This window comes from Gluconobacter oxydans, assembly GCF_006539685.1.
GTDB classification, from domain to species: domain Bacteria; phylum Pseudomonadota; class Alphaproteobacteria; order Acetobacterales; family Acetobacteraceae; genus Gluconobacter; species Gluconobacter oxydans.
Genome location: NZ_BJNM01000001.1, coordinates 37,313 through 57,323, shown reverse-complemented (window position 1 = coordinate 57,323; position 20,011 = coordinate 37,313). Strand labels below are relative to the sequence as shown.

At 62.8% G+C, this 20,011-nt stretch carries 16 protein-coding genes and 1 tRNA gene; 6 read left to right on the top strand and 11 right to left on the bottom strand.

The window, feature by feature from the left end; all coding sequences use genetic code 11:
• Positions 1 to 17: 17 nt before the first annotated feature.
• Positions 18 to 686 (bottom strand): ABC transporter substrate-binding protein, encoded by a 669-nt coding sequence (locus GOX01_RS00240; RefSeq protein ID WP_034953862.1) that lies wholly within the window; start codon positions 684 to 686, stop codon positions 18 to 20.
• 323 nt (positions 687 to 1,009) lie between these two features.
• On the opposite strand from GOX01_RS00240, the gene hpnH reads away from it, so the two are divergent.
• Together hpnH and GOX01_RS00230 are read left to right on the top strand one after the other, a co-directional pair.
• Positions 1,010 to 2,203: an adenosyl-hopene transferase HpnH gene (hpnH, locus tag GOX01_RS00235; protein WP_011252194.1), complete on the top strand. Its 1,194-nt coding sequence runs from the start codon at positions 1,010 to 1,012 to the stop codon at positions 2,201 to 2,203.
• Between the two features lie 154 nt (positions 2,204 to 2,357).
• Complete coding sequence (locus GOX01_RS00230; RefSeq protein WP_062269195.1) at positions 2,358 to 3,650, top strand: hemolysin family protein; 1,293 nt, start codon at positions 2,358 to 2,360, stop codon at positions 3,648 to 3,650.
• 9 nt (positions 3,651 to 3,659) lie between these two features.
• Here GOX01_RS00230 and GOX01_RS00225 read toward each other — a convergent pair whose 3' ends face one another.
• The 3 genes from GOX01_RS00225 to GOX01_RS00215 are packed head-to-tail and all read right to left on the bottom strand — an operon-like array spanning position 3,660 to position 5,535.
• Entirely contained in the window at positions 3,660 to 4,094 is a 435-nt protein-coding gene (locus GOX01_RS00225) for a flagellar protein FlgN (protein ID WP_011252196.1), read from the bottom strand.
• A complete protein-coding gene (locus tag GOX01_RS00220; protein WP_011252197.1) occupies positions 4,091 to 4,393 on the bottom strand; it encodes a rod-binding protein in 303 nt (100 codons plus the stop codon). Before GOX01_RS00220 ends, GOX01_RS00225 begins: the two co-directional genes overlap by 4 nt.
• Complete coding sequence (locus tag GOX01_RS00215) at positions 4,393 to 5,535, bottom strand: flagellar basal body P-ring protein FlgI (protein ID WP_011252198.1); 1,143 nt, start codon at positions 5,533 to 5,535, stop codon at positions 4,393 to 4,395. Before GOX01_RS00215 ends, GOX01_RS00220 begins: the two co-directional genes overlap by 1 nt.
• Before the next feature lie 234 nt (positions 5,536 to 5,769).
• Between GOX01_RS00215 and dksA the strand changes: the two genes are divergently transcribed.
• Positions 5,770 to 6,183: an RNA polymerase-binding protein DksA gene (gene dksA, locus GOX01_RS00210; RefSeq protein WP_024716864.1), complete on the top strand. Its 414-nt coding sequence runs from the start codon at positions 5,770 to 5,772 to the stop codon at positions 6,181 to 6,183.
• A 52-nt stretch (positions 6,184 to 6,235) separates the two neighbouring features.
• A tRNA-Thr gene (locus GOX01_RS00205) sits at positions 6,236 to 6,310 on the top strand.
• 231 nt (positions 6,311 to 6,541) lie between these two features.
• On the opposite strand, the gene GOX01_RS00200 is transcribed toward GOX01_RS00205, so the two are convergent.
• The 7 genes from GOX01_RS00200 to GOX01_RS00170 all read right to left on the bottom strand — a co-directional run bounded on the left by GOX01_RS00200 (position 6,542) and on the right by GOX01_RS00170 (position 17,256).
• Complete coding sequence (locus GOX01_RS00200) at positions 6,542 to 7,234, bottom strand: GcrA family cell cycle regulator (RefSeq protein WP_011252200.1); 693 nt, start codon at positions 7,232 to 7,234, stop codon at positions 6,542 to 6,544.
• Positions 7,235 to 7,369: 135 nt separating this feature from the next.
• Positions 7,370 to 8,560, bottom strand: a complete 1,191-nt coding sequence (rnd, locus tag GOX01_RS00195) for a ribonuclease D (protein ID WP_011252201.1) — start codon at positions 8,558 to 8,560, stop codon at positions 7,370 to 7,372.
• A 73-nt stretch (positions 8,561 to 8,633) separates the two neighbouring features.
• The gene (gene trxA, locus GOX01_RS00190) at positions 8,634 to 8,960 is read right to left on the bottom strand and encodes a thioredoxin TrxA (protein WP_011252202.1); all 327 of its coding nucleotides are present in this window, start codon (positions 8,958 to 8,960) and stop codon (positions 8,634 to 8,636) included.
• 84 nt (positions 8,961 to 9,044) lie between these two features.
• Positions 9,045 to 12,620: a double-strand break repair helicase AddA gene (gene addA, locus GOX01_RS00185; RefSeq protein WP_011252203.1), complete on the bottom strand. Its 3,576-nt coding sequence runs from the start codon at positions 12,618 to 12,620 to the stop codon at positions 9,045 to 9,047.
• Positions 12,617 to 15,667, bottom strand: a complete 3,051-nt coding sequence (gene addB / locus GOX01_RS00180; protein WP_011252204.1) for a double-strand break repair protein AddB — start codon at positions 15,665 to 15,667, stop codon at positions 12,617 to 12,619. The genes addA and addB overlap by 4 nt, the downstream gene beginning before the upstream one ends.
• A complete protein-coding gene (tsaE, locus tag GOX01_RS00175; RefSeq protein ID WP_011252205.1) occupies positions 15,664 to 16,113 on the bottom strand; it encodes a tRNA (adenosine(37)-N6)-threonylcarbamoyltransferase complex ATPase subunit type 1 TsaE in 450 nt (149 codons plus the stop codon). The genes addB and tsaE overlap by 4 nt, the downstream gene beginning before the upstream one ends.
• 63 nt (positions 16,114 to 16,176) lie before the next feature.
• Positions 16,177 to 17,256, bottom strand: coding sequence for a glycosyltransferase family 4 protein (locus GOX01_RS00170; protein WP_011252206.1), 1,080 nt, complete (start codon positions 17,254 to 17,256; stop codon positions 16,177 to 16,179).
• A 41-nt stretch (positions 17,257 to 17,297) separates the two neighbouring features.
• Between GOX01_RS00170 and GOX01_RS00165 the strand changes: the two genes are divergently transcribed.
• The gene (locus tag GOX01_RS00165; protein WP_024716865.1) at positions 17,298 to 18,320 is read left to right on the top strand and encodes an NAD(P)/FAD-dependent oxidoreductase; all 1,023 of its coding nucleotides are present in this window, start codon (positions 17,298 to 17,300) and stop codon (positions 18,318 to 18,320) included.
• A gap of 90 nt (positions 18,321 to 18,410) precedes the next feature.
• Entirely contained in the window at positions 18,411 to 19,667 is a 1,257-nt protein-coding gene (locus GOX01_RS00160) for a D-amino acid dehydrogenase (protein WP_062269430.1), read from the top strand.
• Positions 19,668 to 20,011: the final 344 nt, after the last annotated feature.

The window sequence follows — 20,011 nt, the reverse complement described above, 5'->3', positions numbered from 1 at the left end:
CCGTCGCGGGGGCGGACTCAGTCATGCAGGAAATGGGCAGTCTTGCTGTCCAGATGATCCGCCAGACCGCTGGCACCACCCTGGCTCAGAGCCTCGCCGAAATCGGCGCGCTGGGCGGCGACCTGGCTGATATGGGCGTTGAGCAGGACGTCAGTGATCCGCCAGCCGGAGGTACCATTCGTCATGATGTAGTCGATCGGCGTGACATCACCACCATCCGTGCCGCCGATCGTCGTGTCGACAATCAGGCCGCCGGTAGGGTTGGGGCGCGTCTGCGGGTTGACCGTGAAGGCAGCCTGGGCTTCGGGTTTGAACGAAGAGGCGTAGCGGGCAATCGTGAACTGGCGGAAAGATCCCAGCAGACGGGTCCGGTCTGAAGGGCTCAGGCTGTTGTAGCGCACGCCGACCGAGCGACGGAGAATCGCTTCGAGGTCAAAAGCACGATCCACGGCCGGCGCGATCATCGTCGCGCGCTGCTGGGCGGTCTTTCCCGTCTTCTGGGCCGCTTTCAGGGCGTCATACAGGGCCGAAATCGGCGTTACCGCAGATGCCGCATCAGCCGGGGAGGCCGCGCCGGCCGTCTGGGCCAAGGCGGCCGGGGAAAGCGCCGTCATGGCGACAGGCCCCGTCAGGAGGCAGGCGGACAGAAGGGACAGGGTCACTTTCGGGGAAAAACGGCAAATCATGATCGTGCTTTCGTCCTGTAGACAGTTCCGTGCGTAGAGATCAGGTTCATGACACACTGTATCAAGTTCCCTGTAACAAGTTCTGGCATCCATAGATCGATCTGTGCTCGATTAGCCACAGCCCTGATGCGAATTATGCAGCCTGACATTGAGGCGAACACGACAATGGGTCTATAGGCAGTCAATCTAATGCTCGATGGTCCTTCATGTTTCCCGACTTTCCGGAGCCGGGACAGGGAAGACAGCCACGGGCCATCCACGATGTGCAAGGCCCCGGGCGCCCTATGGACGCACCTTCCGGAGGCTAGAACCAGAGGATTATAATGGCCGTTCCTTTGATGCAGGCTGTCCGAGTCGGACGGTACGTTGTCAAGCAGCACCTCACGGGCCGCAAGCGCTATCCGCTGGTCCTGATGCTCGAACCGCTGTTCCGCTGCAACCTGGCGTGTGCCGGTTGTGGCAAGATCGACTACCCTGCGCAGATCCTGAACCAGCGTCTCAGCCTTCAGGAATGCCTGGATGCCGACACGGAAGCCGGTGCCCCCGTCATCGCCATCGCCGGTGGTGAGCCTCTCCTGCACAAGGAAATGCCCCAGATCGTCAAAGGTTTGATCGGGCGGAAAAAATACGTCTACCTGTGCACGAACGGCCTGCTGCTTGAGAAGAAGCTCGACGATTACGAGCCCTCCCCGTTCTTCTCCTGGGACGTGCATCTGGATGGCGACCAGCTCATGCATGACGCCTCCGTCTGTCAGGAAGGCGTTTTCGAGCGTGCGACCGCAGCGATCCGTCTTGCGAAGTCCCGTGGTTTCCGCGTCTCCATCAACTGCACCCTGTTCGACGGCGCAGTTCCGGAACGCGTTGCGGCCTTCTTCGATGAAGTCATGGCGATGGGCGTGGACGGCATCATGACCGCTCCGGGCTATGCCTATGAGCGCGCACCGGATCAGGCACACTTCCTGAACCGCCAGAAGACGAAGCAGCTGTTCCGCGACATCTTCCGTCTCGGCAAGGGCAAGAAGTGGCGCTTCACGCAGTCTCCGCTGTTCCTGAACTTCCTGGCAGGCAACGAGAACTATCACTGCACGCCGTGGGGCAAGCCGCTTCGCACGGTCTTCGGCTGGCAGCGTCCGTGCTATCTGCTCGGTGAAGGCTATGCCAAGACCTTCAAGGAACTGATGGACGATACGGCCTGGGAGCAGTACGGCACCGGCGCTTACGAAAAATGCGCCGACTGCATGGTGCATTCCGGCTACGAGTCCACAGCTGTCATGGATGCCGTCGCGCGTCCCTGGCATATCGCCAAGGTGGCCCTGTTCGGACCGGAAACCGAAAAGCCGATGGTCCCGGAAATCTCGCTCGCCAACCAGCGCCCGGCCGAATACGGCTATGAGGAGCAGGTCCAGCAGCAGATGGAGCGGATCTCCACGGGCGCCAAGCCGGCCCGCGGTCCCCGCGTCCGCGTGAATGGCCGTCCGGCCAACACGGTTTCGGATGTGGCTGACGCAGCAGACTGAGAACCCGTTTCCTCTTGGGGACGAAACAGAAAACCGGCTCTTCGCGAGCCGGTTTTTTTATGGGGAAAGTCTTTCCTCTGCGGCGGCACAATCAAGGGCATGGCATCCGCCAGTCGTCCTGTTATGATTGTGTCTTCATTATTCTGGCCGGATCATGCTGACCCCTATCCTCGTTATCTGTCTGCTCATTTTCCTCAATGCCGTGTTTGCCATGGGAGAAATGGCACTCATCTCGGCAAAGCGGCCACGGCTGGACGTGCTGGCCAAGCAGGGAGTCCGGGGGGCCACGACCGCAATCCGGCTGGCAGAAGATCCGCACAGCTTCCTGCCGACCGTTCAGGTGGGCATGACGCTGGTTTCCATCCTTGAAGGTACGTTTGGCGGCAGCCAGATGGAAAGTACCGTCACGGCATGGATCGCCAATATTCCCTCGCTCCGTCCGATTGCGAGCGAAGTCTCGATCGTGCTGGTCGTGGCGATGATCACCTTCACCATGCTGGTTTTCGGAGAACTCATTCCCAAGCAGATCGCATTGCAGCAGCCGGAAGCCATTGCCTCACGGCTGGCATGGCTTCTGGTCGGCGTCGCCCGGATCGCACAGCCGATTGTCTGGCTGCTCAGCGGCACGTCTTCGCTGGTGCTCCGCCTGCTCCGTGTCGGCCCCCTGACACGCGCAGCGGTGACGGAAGAGGAACTGAAAGCCGTTCTGGCCGAAGGTGCCCGCGCAGGCGTTCTCGAAACCGACGAACAGGCCATGATCGAACGCCTTCTGCGTCTGGCAGACCGCCCTGTTCGCGCCATCATGACCCCCCGCAATGAGCTTTTCTGGATCGACAGACATGCGGATCAGGAAACGCTGGTCCGCAAACTGCGCCAGTCTTCTTACGCCCGGATTGTCGTCTGTGAGGGAGACGTCGATCATCCCGTCGGTGTCATTCTGGCCAAGGACATCATGGACCGGCTGCTGCTGAAGCTTCCGGTTTCCGTCGATGCCGTCCTGCGTGAGCCCCCGGTCATTCCGGACAGCCTCAGCGCCCAGGACATGATCGAGCGCATGCGTGGCGTCAATCTTGGCATTACTTTCGTCCTGGACGAATACGGATCTTTCGAGGGCATCGTGACGCCATCAGACGTTTTCGAAGCCATTGTCGGCGAGGAAAAGACCGAATCCTCATCTTCGGAACTTCAGGCAGCCGAAGGTGAAGACGAATATATTTTTGATGGCTTCATGCCGGCGGACGAACTGCGCTCCCGTCTCGACCTGCCGGAACTGCCGGGCGCCGGCGGGTATCATACCCTTGGCGGCGTGATGCTGGCGCTTTTACGGCGCGTTCCGGCCCGAGGAGACAAGGTGGCGTTCGGGGGCTGGCTGTTCGAGGTTCTGGAGATGGATCGCCGACGCGTCGGAAGGGTCAAGGTCAGTCATCAGGTTCTCGCCGAAGACTGACCCTGAAGCTCAGACCTTGCTGACAAACAGGGCCGGCCTGTCAGTCACGGGAGCATAACCGCCCTGATTGCCGTAATTCTGCGGCTGAGCCGTCATCGGCGTGGATGTCAGCAGTTCGATGACGCGCTTCTGGGCTGTAATGGCCCTTTGCAAAAGCTCGCCATTGCGATTGCCCAGTTCCGTCATCTGTTCCAGCAGATCGCGATAGGGAAAGGCCGGCGAGTCTTCCCGCGCCACAGCCTCATCGTCCTCCGGGCAGCACGGGCAAAGATTCTCCCTGCGGTCATTGGCCGCGGAAACTTCCTGCTCCAGCGTTCTGGCTGCATCCTGCTTTTCCGGAAGAAGCGCCAGAGCGTCCGGAATCCGCGCCTCTTCCAGTGCAGAGTTTTCCGCCTCGAGAATGGCAATCAGCCGCTGCATGGCCGGAATAATGGAAGCGCTCATTTCTGCTCCTGCATGGCCAGCATCTGACGGTCAATCGCGTCCGTCAGGCCTATTCCACCGTTATTTTCCATCTGCTTGGCGATCTGTTCCACCAGCATGGGTCGGAACTGCTTTTCCCCTGCCCCGCCGCTGAACATATTCTCGCTGTTGTCATCGGTCGCGAACATGGGCTGAAGCATCTGGTTGATGGCCATCGACTCGAAACTCTGAGCCGACTTCAGGGTCTTGGCCGGATCTGCCTTCTGCCCGTGCAGTGGCAATCCCTGCGATACCGTGGCGGTGGTCGAGGATACTGTCATCAACGCATCTCCAGTTCTGCCTGCAGGGCGCCATCGGCCTTGATGGCCTGCAGAATGCTGATCATGTCTCGTGGCCCTACTCCCAGCGCATTCAGCCCTGAAACAAGCTCCCGGAGCGTGGTGCCCCCCGGAACGACCGCAAGATGATGGGTCTTGCCCGTATCCACCTTGACGTTTGTACGGGGCACGACGGCCGTCTGACCGCCGGAGAATGGCCCTGGCTGGGAGACCTGGGGCGTCTCCGTCACCTGAACCGTCAGATTGCCCTGCGCCACCGCAACCGTGCTGATCCGGACGTCTGCCCCCATGATGATGGTGCCACTGGCTTCGTCCACGACCACCTTGGCCGGTGTATCCGGAGTGACCAGAAGATCTCCGATTCGGGAGAGCGTAGAGACCGGATCATGATTGCTCAGATCCAGCAGGACTGTCCGTGGATCCTGAACGATCGCAATCGGCCCGAAGGTCCGGTTGATGATGGACGCGATCCGACTCGCCGTCGTGAAATCGGGGTTACGCAGGCTCAGATGCAGGTTCGCACGATGGCTGAGGTCAAAGGGGACTTCCCGTTCGACGATACCACCATTGGCGATATGCCCGCTGGTGGGCACGTTGCGGGTAATGGACGCAGCCGCTCCACGGGCCGAAAAGGCATTGGTCGCCAGAGACCCCTGAGCAACGGCATAGACCTCACCGTCAGCAGCCATCAGCGGCGTTACGAGAAGCGTTCCGCCTGTCAGGGAAGACGCGTCACCCGCAGCCGAGACCGTCACATCGATGCGGTTGCCCCCATGAACGAACGCCGGAAGATCGGCCGTCACCATGACAGCGGCCACGTCATGCGTCTGGAGCTGGGTTTCCTGATCGCGGATGTTCACACCCAGACGGTTCAGCATGGAAATCAGGGTTTCACGGGTAAAAATCGTATTGGTCAGCCGGTCGCCCGTTCCGTTCAGACCCACCACCAGACCATATCCGATCAGCTGGTTGCTCCGGACACCTTCCATGTCCGTAATGTCCTTGATGCGAACGCTGGCAGCCAGGGTAAAGCCTGGCAGGAGGAGCAGTCCGACACAGACAAACGCGGTCAGTCGCCGCGTCAGGGTCCGGAGGGGGAACGGAGATTGCGTGAAAAAGCGCATGGGCGGCGGGGTGTATCCTGATGCCTGCAAGACAGGTCTGGGGGTCTCAGGTGTTGAGGATGGGCGTACAGGGTAAAGAAACCCCTAACAGAGACGCAGATTTCCGCGCTTTCCGACAAACGGGCAAAGCATGTTCGGGGTTGGCGGATGCGGCTGGGGTGGCTATAAGCCGCGCGTTATCGCCTGCGGCTGTTGGAAGCGGACGTTGGCAGATCAGCCAGGGATTGGATGCGCATGATTACGCTGCCGCCGGATTATAGACCCGCCGACAATGAAGAGTTCATGAACCCGCTTCAGGTCGAGTACTTCAGGCAGAAGCTTCTGCGCTGGCGTCTGGATCTGCTGAAAGAGGCGGATGGAACCCTTGCGAGTCTCTCGGAAGGCGGAATTCATGAATCAGACATCACCGACCGTGCCAGCGTCGAAACGGACCGCGCCTTCGAGCTCCGCACCCGTGACCGTGCGCGCAAACTGATCACCAAGATCAACATGGCCCTCGAACGCATCGACGACGGAAGCTACGGTTTCTGCGAAGAGACGGGGGAGCCGATCGGCCTGAAACGCCTTGAAGCACGCCCGATCGCGACTCTGTCCATCGACGCGCAGGAACGCCACGAGCGCATGGAAAAGGTCCATCGGGACGATTAAGGCTTGCGCTTGGCGCGCTGACCCGTTACGAAGCGCGCCAAGGCAACGGTATGCTGCTGTAGCTCAGTGGTAGAGCACTCCCTTGGTAAGGGAGAGGTCGACAGTTCAATCCTGTCCAGCAGCACCATTTTTCCTTCTTTTCAGAGACTTGGCCGTTCGAGCAGTCTCAGATCCCCCATCATCCCAGAACGTAGCACATGGCTGTCGTGGATCACTTCCGCAAGCGGGATGGGGATCATCTTGGCGAAAGCCATCTGCAAAACTTCCCACAATCGAGGAATGCTGCCCGTGCAGAAGCACAGGCATAAAAAAGCCGCCTCTCCAATAGGAGGGCGACTTTTTCGGGCTAGTGCGCCTTTTAATCGCGACGGTCGCGGATCTTTACATACGCAATAGCTGCATGCTCAGCACAGTAGGGCTTTCCGGGAAGCGGTGTCGCGCCGCAGAAATGAAAACCCGGTGTGCCTGGATCGCCGATGGGCCAGCAGCAGGACGGGCCACGGCGGGTCGGGCGGTCGATGCCAGCGGTCGAAAAGCGGGGCGGCATGGCCGGACGCGGTGCAGGCGCGACGCGGGGTTCCGGCTTGGGGGCTACAGCAGGCTCCCGACGGGCTGCGACGGGTTCCTTGGCCGCCGCCGGGAGGGGACGTGAGGCAACGGCCGGCTGGGGTGTCGGCTTCGCGGCTTCCGGGGCGACAGACGGTGCTTTGCGGACCGGAGCAGCAGGCTTTTCTGCCACCTTCTCCGCAACGCCTGCAGACACCTTAACGGGAGCTGCATCCTTGTCCGTAAACAGGTCCGCTGCCGCAGGTTCGGCAGCCTTGGCGCGAGAGGGACTTTTACGACGGGGGGTGGCTTCCGTCGTACCCGTTTCGCCGTCCTTGACCTTGCGGTTGCGGATGGGAGACGGACGCGGCGGCAGGCCCAGACGGTGCGCCTTGCCGACGACGGCATTTTTGGTGATGGAGAGCTGGCGGCCGATTTCGGCGGTCGAAAGTCCCTGACTCCACAGATCGCGAAGTCTGGCGATCGTCTCGTCCGTCCACTCCATATGTTCGTTTCCCTGTCCCGCTTCGGTGCCTGAACCGGCCCGATATCCTGTTGATTTTCAATCCCGGACCACCGGACCCGGAACATCTTCGGGACGTTTCTTACCAGAAACTCCCCGCCACGTCGAAGGCGGTTCTTACGAGGCCGGTTCGGCGACCCGCTGAAGCTCCACAAGGCCGTCCACGACGGCCAGCGCGATTTCGCCACGGACCAGCGCCTGGGCATCCAGACCGAAAAGTTCGCGACGCCAGCCCTTCAGCGCGCCGACATCGGTTTCACCAAGCGCAATCAGATCCAGATCGTCCGAAGAAGCCACCAGGCGGGGGGCCACCTTATGCTGCTCGCACTTGGCGGCCAGCAGCACCCGCAGAAGCGCCACGAGGGCTGTGGACGGCCGGGGGCGATCGGATTTCGAAGGGGCTTTGGGAAGTTCGGACTCAGGCAACTCCTGCGCGATACGGATTGCTTCGAGAAGGCCTTTGCCCATCTTGCCTTCGGCAAAACCCCGGGTCACCCCTCGGATGCGGGAGAGAGCCTCGACCGTATCGGGATGAACGGCGGCGATTTCCAAGAGGCTTTCATCACGGATGACACGCTGACGGGGGATATCGGCGTTCTGGGCTTCCTGTTCACGCCAGGCCGTGACTTCGCGCAGGATACCAAGCATTCTCCGGTTGCTGGTCCGGGCTTTCAGCTTTTCCCACAGGCGACGGGGATCAGGACGGAAGGTCTTTTCTTCCGTCAGGATAGCCTGTTCGGAGTCGGCCCAGTGCAGACGGTCCTGTTCGGCAAGCTGTTTGCGCAGGGCATCGTAAACCGTGCGCAGATGCGTGACATCAGTCGCGGCGTAAGCGATCTGCGCCTTGCTCAGCGGACGGGCCGACCAGTCACTGAAGCGGTGCGCCTTGTCGATGCTGCGACCGGTAATCGCGCCGACCAGACTGTCATAGCCAACCTGATCGCCGAAGCCGGCCACCATGGCAGCAACCTGCGTATCGAAAACCGAAGCCGGAAGGCGGTCGAAAATATGAAGGAAAATCTCAAGATCCTGCCGGGCGGCATGAAAGACCTTGGTGCAATCCGGTTTGGCCAGAAGAGCGCCGAGAGGGGCAAGATCAATGCCGGGTGCCAGCGTGTCGATCAGGACCACGTCTTCGGTTCCGGCAAGCTGCACGAGACAGAGCTCGGGCCAGTAGGTCCGTTCCCGGACGAATTCCGTGTCGATGGTCACGAAAGGCTCGTTCTGCAGTTTTTCGCAGATACGGGCCACCTCCTCACTGGAGGTCAGGAGAACGGGGGTCGGGAAGGTCGGAGCTTTCGAGCGCATGAAACGATCCTACACAAAGCGCAGGATCGTGACCACGCCCCCCGATCGTCCTTCCCTCACCCTTTCAGGTCGATCAGAGGGACTGGTCGATCCAGGCCTTGAGCTGGCTCTTCGGCAGCGCACCCATCTGCTGGGCGACCGGCTTGCCGTCTTTGAAGACGATCAGCGTCGGGATGCTGCGCACGCCATACTTGGTCGGGGCTTCGGGGTTGGAGTCGATGTTGACCTTGGCGACCTTCAGACGGCCCTGGTACTCGGCGCCGATTTCCTCAAGTGCCGGTGCGATCATCTTGCACGGGCCGCACCATTCCGCCCAGAAATCGACCAGAACCGGACCTTCGGACTTCAGGACGTCGGCTTCGAAGCTGCTGTCGCTGACGGCGACGGTGTTTGCGCTCATGAGGGTATTCCTTGTGGCGAATGATGTTTCTGAGAACGGATATCGGCTGCCCTGCCCCTCACTGCAAGGGGCTTTTGATCTGCATCAAGCTCCGGGACGGACCTGATCCAGCAGCGGGGACGGAAGTGTGACAACGACCGGTCCTTCCGTCCAGACCAGAGAACAGTGAATGTCGTAGCCGGGATGAAGTTGCGCCAGCACGGCGCGATAGGCCGCCATTTGCCGCAGATAGGCAACGGGGGTGCGCTCCGCCCGCAGATGCGGATTGCGATTCGTCTTGTAGTCGCAGACCCAGATCTGCCCGTCCCCAATCCGCAGACGGTCCACCTGCCCGAGCACCACGCGACCCGCGCTGACACCGGAAATTGGCTGCTCCGCGCGGCTTCCGAGCGCAAAAAGCGGCGCAAGGTCGGGATGGGACAGGACACCCAGAACCTGTTCGGCCAGACGCTTAATTTCCGGTTCCGTCAGGCCAAGCGCCCGGCGGGACAGCCAGCGCAGGGCCACGGCCTCACGTTCGGCGGGCAGTGTTTCGGGCAGAAGCTGGAGCAGACGGTGGATCATCGTGCCGCGTCGCATGGCCTGTTCACGCACCGGTGTGGGACGGCCAGCCAGAAGCTCCAGTGGCGAGCGTGCGGCCGGAAGTTCGCCGAACTCTGCACCATCCGGACGGCTCGGCGCGAGCGGACGCGTCATGGCATCTTCATGCGGCGTAATGACAGGCTTCCAGTCCGGCGCGCGGCCCATCCAGTCCGGCAGCGTTGCACAAGGCGGCTCGGCCGATCCGGACTGGAAAGCAACAGGGGCAAGTGTCCGCGCTTCTTCCAGCACGAGCCGCTCGCCTTCCCAGCCGAGATCCATCGGCTCGGAACGCGCATTGGCCAGTTGCCGGAACCCGGCCTCGCACTGCCGATACCAGCTTGTATCCGCAGGCTCGCGCTTGGCTCCAGCCCCACAGATTACCAGCCAGTCACTGGCGCGGGTCAGGGCGACATAAAGCAGGCGATTGCTTTCGGCGCGGGCCTTTTCAGCGTCCCGCTCCGACAGGGCGGTCGTGACGTCCGTCCCCATGTCCTTTTTCGGCACCCAGAGCGGAAGTTCGAGCGCGCCCGCCTCTTCCCACAGGAAATCGCTGCCCGGAGGCGGCTTGGACGTCGTGTCCGGCATCACGACCAGACGCGCCTGAAGCCCCTTGGAGCCATGCACGGTCATGACGCGGACGGCACCGAGTTCACTTTCGGCCTCGCGCTTGCTGGTGATCTCGCTGGCTTCGAGCCAGTGCAGGAAGCCCTGAAGCGACGGCGGATGCAGGCCTTCATAGCGCAGGGCAGCCGTCAGCAGTTCGTCCACCGGTTCGGCCGCTTCCGGCCCCAGACGTCGCAGAAGTCGCGTGCGGCCGCCATGCTGGCCCAGCGTTTCGGCGAGCAATCGGTATGGAGACGCATAATCGACGCGCACATACAGCGTTGAGAGCATCTCCCAGGCGGCCCGCCAGTCCTCACGCTCCCGGTGCCGTTCGCGCAAAACGGTCCAGAGCGGTTGCCCTTTTGGCCCGAGGGCATGGGTCGTGCCATTGCGAGTGGCGAGCGCCATCAGCGAGTCGTCCGTGAGCCCACCGAGCGGGGACGTCAGGACGGAAGCCAGTGTCAGATCATCCTGCGGCAGAAGCAGAGCCGCGCAGAGCGTCATGAGATCGCGGACTGCAACCTGCTGCGTCAGCCCAACCCGCACCAGCGTTGCGACCGGGACATTACGCGATTTGAGAGCCCGGATCAGCGAACGCAGGAATGGCGAACGACGGGGGACGAGGATCAGCACGTCCCCTGCCGTCAGAGGCGCCTGTCCGGGCAGAGGCGGACGACCGATCTGCTGGTCGATCCATTCTGCAAGCGCTTCGGCAAGGCGCTGCGGCGCACTCCGCTGCCCCGTATTGGCTGATGGTGCGCGCCAGGGCGTGAGGCCTTCATCGTCATCCTCGCCCTGCACGACGGGGACGAGTGGCCAGAGTTCCACGCGCCCCCCTTGCCCCGGACGGGCCGAGACATGCGGGCGCAGCGTCTTTTCGTCATCCTGAAGCAGACCATGCGCTGCGAGAGGCTGGGAAAACACTGCATCCACGAAAGACAGGACGGGCGGCACTGAGCGAAAGGAGACGTTCAGTTCCGGATCGCGCCACAGCAGACCGGCATTACGGACCCGGCTGGCAAATTCATGACGCCAGCGGTGAAACTCTTCCGGCTGGGCACCCTGGAAGCCGTAGATCGACTGCTTGTAATCGCCGACCGCGAAGATCGTGCGCGGACGCGGCCCCATGTCCCACGCACCTTCACCTGCGAAGAACTCGGATGTGAGCGCGCCGGCGATTTCCCATTGCAGGCCGGAATTGTCCTGCACCTCATCAAGCAGCAGATGATCAATGCCACCATCGAGCTTGTAGAGCACCCAGGCCGCACCCGGATCGCGCAGGAGGTTGCGGGTTTCCTGAATAAGGTCGTTGTAATCGACCAGACCGCGAGCCGACTTGCTGTCCTGAAACGCCGTCAGCATCGGCGCGGCCAGACCAAGTAGGGCACGGTTCAGCAGAACAAGGCGTGCGCTCTTAAGGCTGGCCTGAAGATCTACGAGCCGTTGAGCCTCATCTTCCAGCACAGGGACAAGATATCCGACCTTCTCCTGCGCTTTCTTGCTGACGATGCCGTTCATCTTGCGCGGCTTGCCCTCTTTCGTCAGCAGACATTTCGCCCAGATCGCCGGGACGCGCTCGGCCGGGTTCGTCCCGAGCCAGCCCAGCATCTGCTCGACGATGACCCTTCCCGCATCCGTCACGACATCAAGCGCATCCCGCAGTCCAGCCCGCAGATCGTTTTCCTTCGGCGGCTGGCAGGCGAGGCTTTCAAGGTCTTCAAGACTTTGTTGCCCGGCTTTCAGGGCCTTGCGATAGGCACTGACAACGCTGTCCGGCAGGATGGCCCAGCGTTCCAGCAGCGGACGGGCGCGGCTCTCCTCCATGTTCAGCGTGCGGATGCGCTGGAAGAAGCGGTCCAGACCCACCGTTCCGGCCACATCGGCGGCAAGCTCAGGCGAACGGGCCAACCCGTCTTCCATCGCCTCACGCAGGGCCAATGTGGTGTCGGTGTCTTCCATCAGCGTGAAATGCGGATCGACCGAGGCTTCCAGCGGAAAACGCCGCAGCAGGGACTGGCAGAAGGCGTGGATCGTCTCGATCCGCAGGCCGCCCGGCAGATCGAGCACGCATAAAAACAGGGCGCGGGCACGACGGCGGGTTTCATCCGTGTTGGGAACGTCGAGGCTTTCAAGCTCCGCACCCAGCTTCGCATCCGGCAGCGAGACCCAGCTTCCCAGTTTCTGCTGAAGCCGGTTGGCCATCTCGGCAGCAGCGGCCTTGGTATAGGTCAGGCACAGGATGCGCGAAGGATGCGCGCCATCGGCCAGAATGGTGTCCCCGTCATCGGTCTGCACATAGAGCGGCAGCATGAGCCGCAGCAGGCGGTCGATCAGCAGCTTGGTCTTGCCCGAACCCGCCGAGGCCGAGACGAACACCGAAGCACGCGGATCGGAGGCCTGACGCTGCGTGCGATCGGCGGCGGCAATGACTTCATCGCGGGTAATGGGGCGTGTGACAGGCGGCATGTCGTTCATTCGCCCTCTCCTTCAGCATAAGCCGCGCGCCATTCATCCACGCGGGCAAGCTGCGCGTAGTCGGTGTAACGCGGGACGTGCCCGGCCCAGGGCTGGGAGCGGTAGGGCTGATCGGGATTGTCGTATTCGTCCACGAGGGTCCGGAGTTTTTCCATGGCCTCACCGATCAGGGTGGGCGCGTCCGTGCCGGAGCGTGAGCCGGGCACCTCGCTTTCCTTGCCCGGATCGTCCCCGCCGGTCAGGTGCCAGTAGAGCAGCTTCTTCGTCTCAACGGCCGGAACGTCCTTGAACGCTCCTTTCGCCAGCAGCGCGCCTTCGAGCACGAGCTGGACGGACCAGCCTTCCGCAACATTCTTCCCGCTGGGGGGCTGCCCGGTCTTGTAATCAAAGACCGTTGCCAGACCATCCGCACCAATATCGATCCGGTCCGCACGGCCGCGCAGTTCGAACGGCGCGAAAGCTGCCTGAAGACGGAAAGACGCCGTGACCTCCACAAACCGCCCCTGCGCCGGGCCACTTTCTTCCATGTCCAGACGGTAAGCGGCCTCTTTTTCCGCCACCCAGTCCGCGATCCGCGCCAGACGCGGCCCCCACCAGTTCACAAGGGCCGGGCGCATATTGGCCTTCGCTAGTTCTTCGGCAAAAACGCGCCGCAGAATGGCGCTCGCATTGGCGGGCCAGCGCTCGGGAAAATCGCTCAGGACGCGTTCCATCGCATCATGCACGATCATGCCGAAATCAGCGTGTTCCGCGCCTTCCTCCAGCGGCTTGAGCGCCCGGAGCTTCAGGACATGCTTGGCGTAGATCGCGTAAGGATCATGCATCCAGGTCTCAATCTCGGTAATGCTGAGACCGCGTGGACGCAGGGCAACGGGCGGCCGTGGCTCGGGCGGCGCAACGGCCTCGGCGCCTGCGAGTGGCTGATCCAGACAGCGCTGCCAGTCCAGCGCCGGATGCAGCGGTAGACTCTGCGACCGTCCACCAAGAAACGCATCCATCCGCACCATCCACCGCGCAGGAACGCCGGGCGCGCCTTCGCGCCGGGCCGAGCTGGCGAACACGGCTTCCTTCGACGCCAGAATGGTCGAGACGAAATCATGCGCGCTCACACCCGTCTGCCGCTCCGGAGAGGGCAGACCGACGCGCACGCGCATCGGACGGCTCAGCCAGGGGCCCGGATCGGTCGCAGGCGGCCAGACGCCTTCGTTCAGTCCACCCAGCACCACGACATCGAACGCCAGAAGCCGCGCTTCCAGCACGCCGAGGATCGAGACACGCGGATGCGCCAGTTCCACACCCCCGCGATGGGCACGCAGACCGGTCAGCATCTGTCCGGCCATGGATGTATTGAGGAACGAATCCAGATGCGTCAGCCGCTGCGGCGGCAGGATGCCCGTATTGACGATCAGTGCCGCCAGATGCCGCGACAGGGCCTCACCGTCCTCGCCAAGCCACAGACGCGCCCCCGGATGACGCGGTTCGTCTTCGGGTGCGTCCAGCTCTTCAGCCGTGGCCGCCAGAGCTTCCGCCGTGTGGATCAGGCGTTCGAGCAGTTCCGGCAGGGGAATGGCGCCTTCGATGGACAGAAGCGGATCAAAGGCCTGCTCAATCCGCGCGATGAAGGCAGCGGGGCCTTCCGGCTCGTCCGGGGCGTCCGCGCTGGCGCCGTGATCGGGCGCATGTTTCTTCTGGGTATATTCGTGCAGGGCGGCTTTCAGACCCGCGATGCCCGGCGCAGGAGCAGGCCCACGCAGCAACAGCCGTTCCAACCGCCGGGCAGAGGCGTGGCAGTCGCCCGGCGTGCGCCCCAGCGCGGCGAGCGGGTGTTTCAGAACAGACAGAAGCGCCACCGGGGACAAACGCGCTTCGGCGGCAGTCGCGATCAGACGCAGGAATACGGCGGCCGGAGTCTGGGATAGGGACTCGCCCGCACTGTCATCGGCATGGATGCCAAAACGCAGAAGCTCGGTGCCCACACGCTGCGCCAGAGCGCGATCCGGCGTGACAAGCGCGCAGGTTTTCCCGGCTTCGGAAACCACATCGCGCAGGATCAGGGCAATGGCCTGCGCTTCCTGCTGCTGGTCCTGCGCGGGCAGGATGGAGAGGCCATCGATATCGCGGGGACGGCTGTCCTGCCCCCAGTGCTCGATCCCGTGTTCCGGCAGCAGGACCTCGCGCAACATCAGTTCGCGCCCGCGGTCCCGACCGCCATCCCAGTCCGTCAGTTCCTTGCGGGACAGGCCCAGATCCGTCAGGATTTCCTTCAGGCCAGCCTGCGGATGTGACGGTGGTAGATCGGCCCAGATTTCATCCGTCATCCCCAGATCCACGCCCGGCAGGATCACAAGCCCGGCGGGAAGCCGCGCCACCACGGCCAGCACATCCGACACCGCCGCAGACCCATCCGCGAAGCCTACACCCCAGACCGGCGTCAGCGGCGGTTTTTCCGCCCAAGCCTGCGCCTGCGCTTTCAGACGCGCAATCTGTCGCGCCACAGGGTTGGACAGTCCTTCTTCCTCCAGCCATTTCGGCCAGACGGCGGTCACGATTTCCAGAAATTTCAGCGTCTGCTGCCAGTGATCGGAGAAGCGCTCCTCCACCGCATCCGGCAGGCGTTCGGCCAGATCGACGCCACTGCGCTCGGCCTCATCCATCAGATCCGCCAGTGCCTTTGCAAGCGGCCAGGCGCGGTCGATTCCCTTGGTGCTGTCCACGCCCACGCTCACGAGCGGCGTCTGGAGGATCAGCATCGAGAGCACAGCCAGACGGCGCTGCGGCTCCACGGCCGGAGGCAGGACAACGTCGATCCCGATGGACGCCAGCGCATCCTCGTCCACGTCATTGATTGCGACGATGCGCGGCAGGAGTGCGGCCTGCGTGTCCAGAACCCGCAGGAACGCTTCCATCAGCGCACGGCCCGCGCGACGGCTGGGAACGAGGATCAGGCCGGGACCATCCGTTCCGGCTGCCGGGTCCCGCTTAAGCCATTCCTGCGCCACACGGTCCAGAAACGGCTCCGTGCCCGCAATGGTGACGACGCCGCTCATGGGTTCAGTCCCGCCAGACGCTCTTCAGGCCAGCCCGTCAGGTCCACGAGGCGCGAGTCCTCGCTGCCTCCAGAGGCAAATGTGAGATGCAGCGCGCCTTCGGGTAGCAGGTCCTCGGCCCGTTCCGGCCATTCGACCAGCATAATGCCCTCGCATGCCTCATCCCAGGCCAGCTCGTACAACGCATCCGGCCCGTCCAGACGCCACAGATCATAGTGATGCACCGCCCCTTTCGGCGTCTCGTACGGCTGGACGAGCGCAAAGCTGGGGCTGGGTACTTCCATCTGTGGGTCCTGAGCCAGATGGCGCAGGAATGCCCGGGCGAACGTGCTTTTCCCGGCCCCTAAGCCCCCCGAAAGCGCGAGGCAGTCTCCGGGCGCGCAGCGATCGGCGATCAGGGCCGCCAGAGTTTCGGTTGCAAGCTGGTCATCGAGGCGTATCTGCATGAGCCCCAATGTGGCCCGACTGCCCGGAGCCAGCAAGCACGTTTGGGGAACATCCGTGCCCGTTCAGCCGGATGTGTGCTGAAGAAGTGCCTTCCACCGCGCCATGACAGGGCCTTCCTGAAACTCTGCCGCCCGCTGCCGTGCCTTGGCCGACATGCTCTGGCGTTGCTCAGGAGCGCCCATCAATTCCAGCAGGGCAATGGCCAGAGCTTCGGGCTCTTCGGGCGGAACCAGAAACCCGGTCTCGCCATCGCGGACGATTTCCGCCGGCCCGGTCTCACAGTCGAAGGCCACGACCGGCACACCCGCCGCCATGGCTTCGAGCAGCACCATTGGCAGGCCCTCATAACGCGATGATGCCACGAACAGCGCGGCGCGGGCATAATCGGCGTCGATGCCCCCGGTTGCGGGCGCGATTGTTACGTGATGCAGACCTTCAGCCTGCTGAAGCAGGGCATTGCGGTCGGGGCCATCGCCACGGATCAGCAGTTCCCAGCCCGCGCTGCGTGGATCCTGCTCGACAATCCGCCAGGCCCGGAGCAGCAGGTCATAGCCCTTCTGTTCCGTCAGACGACCTGCGGCCAGAACCAGCCGGGACGCTTCCGGATAAGGCCTGTCCGTCACGGGCGGCGCCATGTTCGGAATGGCGGTCAGCCGCGCCCGGACTCTCGTCCCCTCACGCCACAGCGCCGTGTCCCGCTGGGTCAGGACAACGACAGCGTCGGCCCAGCGCGCGGCGATCTGCCGTCCCCAGACACGCTTGCGGCGGTTCAGCGTCACGTTGAAGTTGAAATGCTCCCACACGACACAGCGCACGCCCGCAAGCCGTGCAGCCGCCACGCCGTAGAGCGCGTGGGTGGACTCCACGACCACCAAAGTGTCGATCTTCTCCCGCTTCAGCAGACGCGACAGCCGCCAGACAATGCGGAACCAGGAATTGAAGATCTTCACCGGCCGGTTGAACAGGGACGAGACGGCGATTTCGGGCGACAGCGGAAAGGCCGGAGCCCCCGCCCCGACGAGTTCCACCAGCCGCACCTCACAGCCCTGACGGACCAGCCCGTTCATGACGGCACAGGCCGAGCGCTCGGTCCCGCCGAGGCCTTTGAGGTCCTGAATTACAAACGCATATCGTGCCTTCAATGCCCTACCCCAACCTCTTCAAACCGATTATGAAACAGGTCATGACGACTGCACCTCAAACCCTCAACACCGATGTCGCGATTGTCGGCGCCGGTCCGACCGCCCTCTTCGCCGCATTCGAATGTGGCATGCTCAAACTGTCCTGCGTCCTGATCGACGCGCTCGACAGCGTAGGCGGACAATGTGCGGCGCTCTACCCGGAAAAACCGATCTACGACATCCCGGCCCATCCCGCCATCGAAGGCGGCGCGCTGATCGAGGCGCTCGAACAGCAGATCGCACCGTTCGACGTGCCGCGCCTGCTGGGCTCGCGGGTCGAGACGCTGGAAGGCCAGCGCGGGGCGTTCACGCTGAAGACCGCACGCGGCGACGTCATCACCGCGAAGGCCGTCATCATTGCCGCCGGTGCCGGTGCATTCGGACCGAACCGTCCACCGCTCGACGGGCTTGAAGCCTATGAGCGCACGGGAGCCGTGCAGTATTACGTCAAGAAACGCGCCGACTTCACCGGCAAGCGCGTCGTGGTCGCAGGCGGTGGCGATTCCGCGCTGGACTGGGCGCTGTCCCTCTCTGAAGTGGCCGCCCAGGTCTATCTGCTGCATCGCCGGGACCGCTTCCGTGGCGCGCCCGAGACGCTCTCGCGCATCGAACAGCAGATTGCGGCTGGCAAGATCGAAAAGGTCGTGCCCTATCAGCTCCACGCCCTGCACGGCACGGACGGCGTGCTCTCGACGGTGGAAGTCACGACGCTTGAAGGCACATCCCGGCATATCGAGGCCGATGCGCTTCTGCCGTTCTATGGCCTGTCCACCGATCTGGGGCCGATTGCGCTCTGGGGGCTGGACACGCATCGCAACACCGTCCCCGTCACCCCGGCCACGCTCGAGAGCAGCACGCCGGGCATTTTCGCGATCGGGGACGTGGCGACCTATCCAGGCAAGCTGAAGCTGATCCTTCAGGGCTTCTCCGAAGGCGCCATGGCGGCCCATGCCATCCATGCCATCGTCCATCCCGACACGGCCCTGCATTTCGAATATTCGACCAGCAAGGGCGTGCCGGGCTGACGGAGCAGGACGGACAGGTTTTTTCGCAGCGCTGAGCTGGCTTTCATGGCTTCAGGGCGGTTTCACGAACGACAACACAGCAGGACAGATATGAAAGTCATCGTTATGGGCGCCGGCGTCATCGGCGTGACAACGGCCTGGTATCTCGCTCAGGAAGGCCACGAAGTCGAAGTCATCGACCGCCAGCCGGGTGTGGGTCTGGAAACGTCCTTTGCCAATGCAGGTCAGGTCTCTCCGGGCTATTCCACTCCCTGGGCCATGCCGGGACTGCCGTTCAAGGCCGCGAAGTGGATGTTCGAGAAGCACAGCCCGCTCGTGATCCGTCCGCGCTTTGATACGGCCATGTTCCGCTTCATGGGCGAGCTGCTCATGAACTGCACGGAAAAGGCCTATGACATCAACAAGGGCCGGATGCTGCGGATCGCGGAATATGCGCGTGACCGTCTGGACGCCCTGCGTGCGGACACCGGCATCACCTATGACGGCGCCCAGAAGGGTCTGATCCAGCTGTTCCGTACCGACAGCCAGATCGAATACGCCGCCGAAGACATGCGCCTGCTTGCCGAAAGCAGTGTCGAGCACAAGCTGCTGACCGTGGACGAGATCCTCGCCCGCGAGCCCGGCCTTGCCCATGCGCGGCACCTGCTCAAGGGCGGCCTGCTGCTGCCGGGTGACCAGACGGGCGATGCGCATCTTTTCACACGCCGTCTGGCCAAGATGGCCGAGGAAAAGGGCGTGAAGTTCCATCTCGGCGTTACGATCGAAGCTCTGGAAGCCGCCAGCGATGCCATCGTCAGCATCCGCACCAGCGCCGGCCGCATGACCGCCGACCGCTACGTTCTGGCACTCGGCAGCTATTCGCCGCGCTTCCTCAAGCCGCTGGAACTGCGTCTGCCGATCTATCCGGTCAAGGGCTACTCCCTGACCATGCCGATCGCGGATGAAAGCCGCGCCCCGGTTTCCACCGTCAATGACGAGACGTACAAGGTTGCCATCACACGCCTTGGCGACCGCATCCGCATCGGCGGCACGGCGGAGCTGAACGGCTTCAACCTGCGCCTCAGCCCGGACCGTCGCGAGACGCTGGAACTGTCCTTCAGCGAGATGTATGGCGGCGGCGGCCTGTCATCTGCGAAATACTGGACGGGCCTGCGCCCCTGCACGCCGGATGGCACGCCGATTGTCGGCCCTTCCCCGCGCTATGGCAATCTGTGGCTCAACACCGGCCATGGCACGCTGGGCTGGACGATGGCGGCAGGCTCCGGCCAGATCGTCGCGGACCAGATCTCCAGCCGCCAGACGGCCATTCCATCCCTCGACCTGTCGCTCGACCGCTACGGCGTCTGAGAAATTTCCTGTCCGCAAACCATTATGGTCCTTGTGGACAGGATACCAGACTATTGCCTCTTTTGCCGTTTTCTGGATTTCAAGAGTAGCGTTACAGTTCAGTGCTAATCGATGAGTATGCTGTTATACGCATGCGTTGCACAAACTGGATACGCAATGAATTTTTCCGATATTTCCAAAGGCTCAAACACTGCGCCTTGCGGTGTTTCGCATTTTCATGAGTTCCGACCTGCGGAGAAAGTTGTTGGCCCCTTCAGAATCTGGGAGCTTACTGACGACCGTAACTGGGCCTACAATTACCACTGGAAAAGACCCACACAGGATCTTAATCCCGTAGGTTGCTA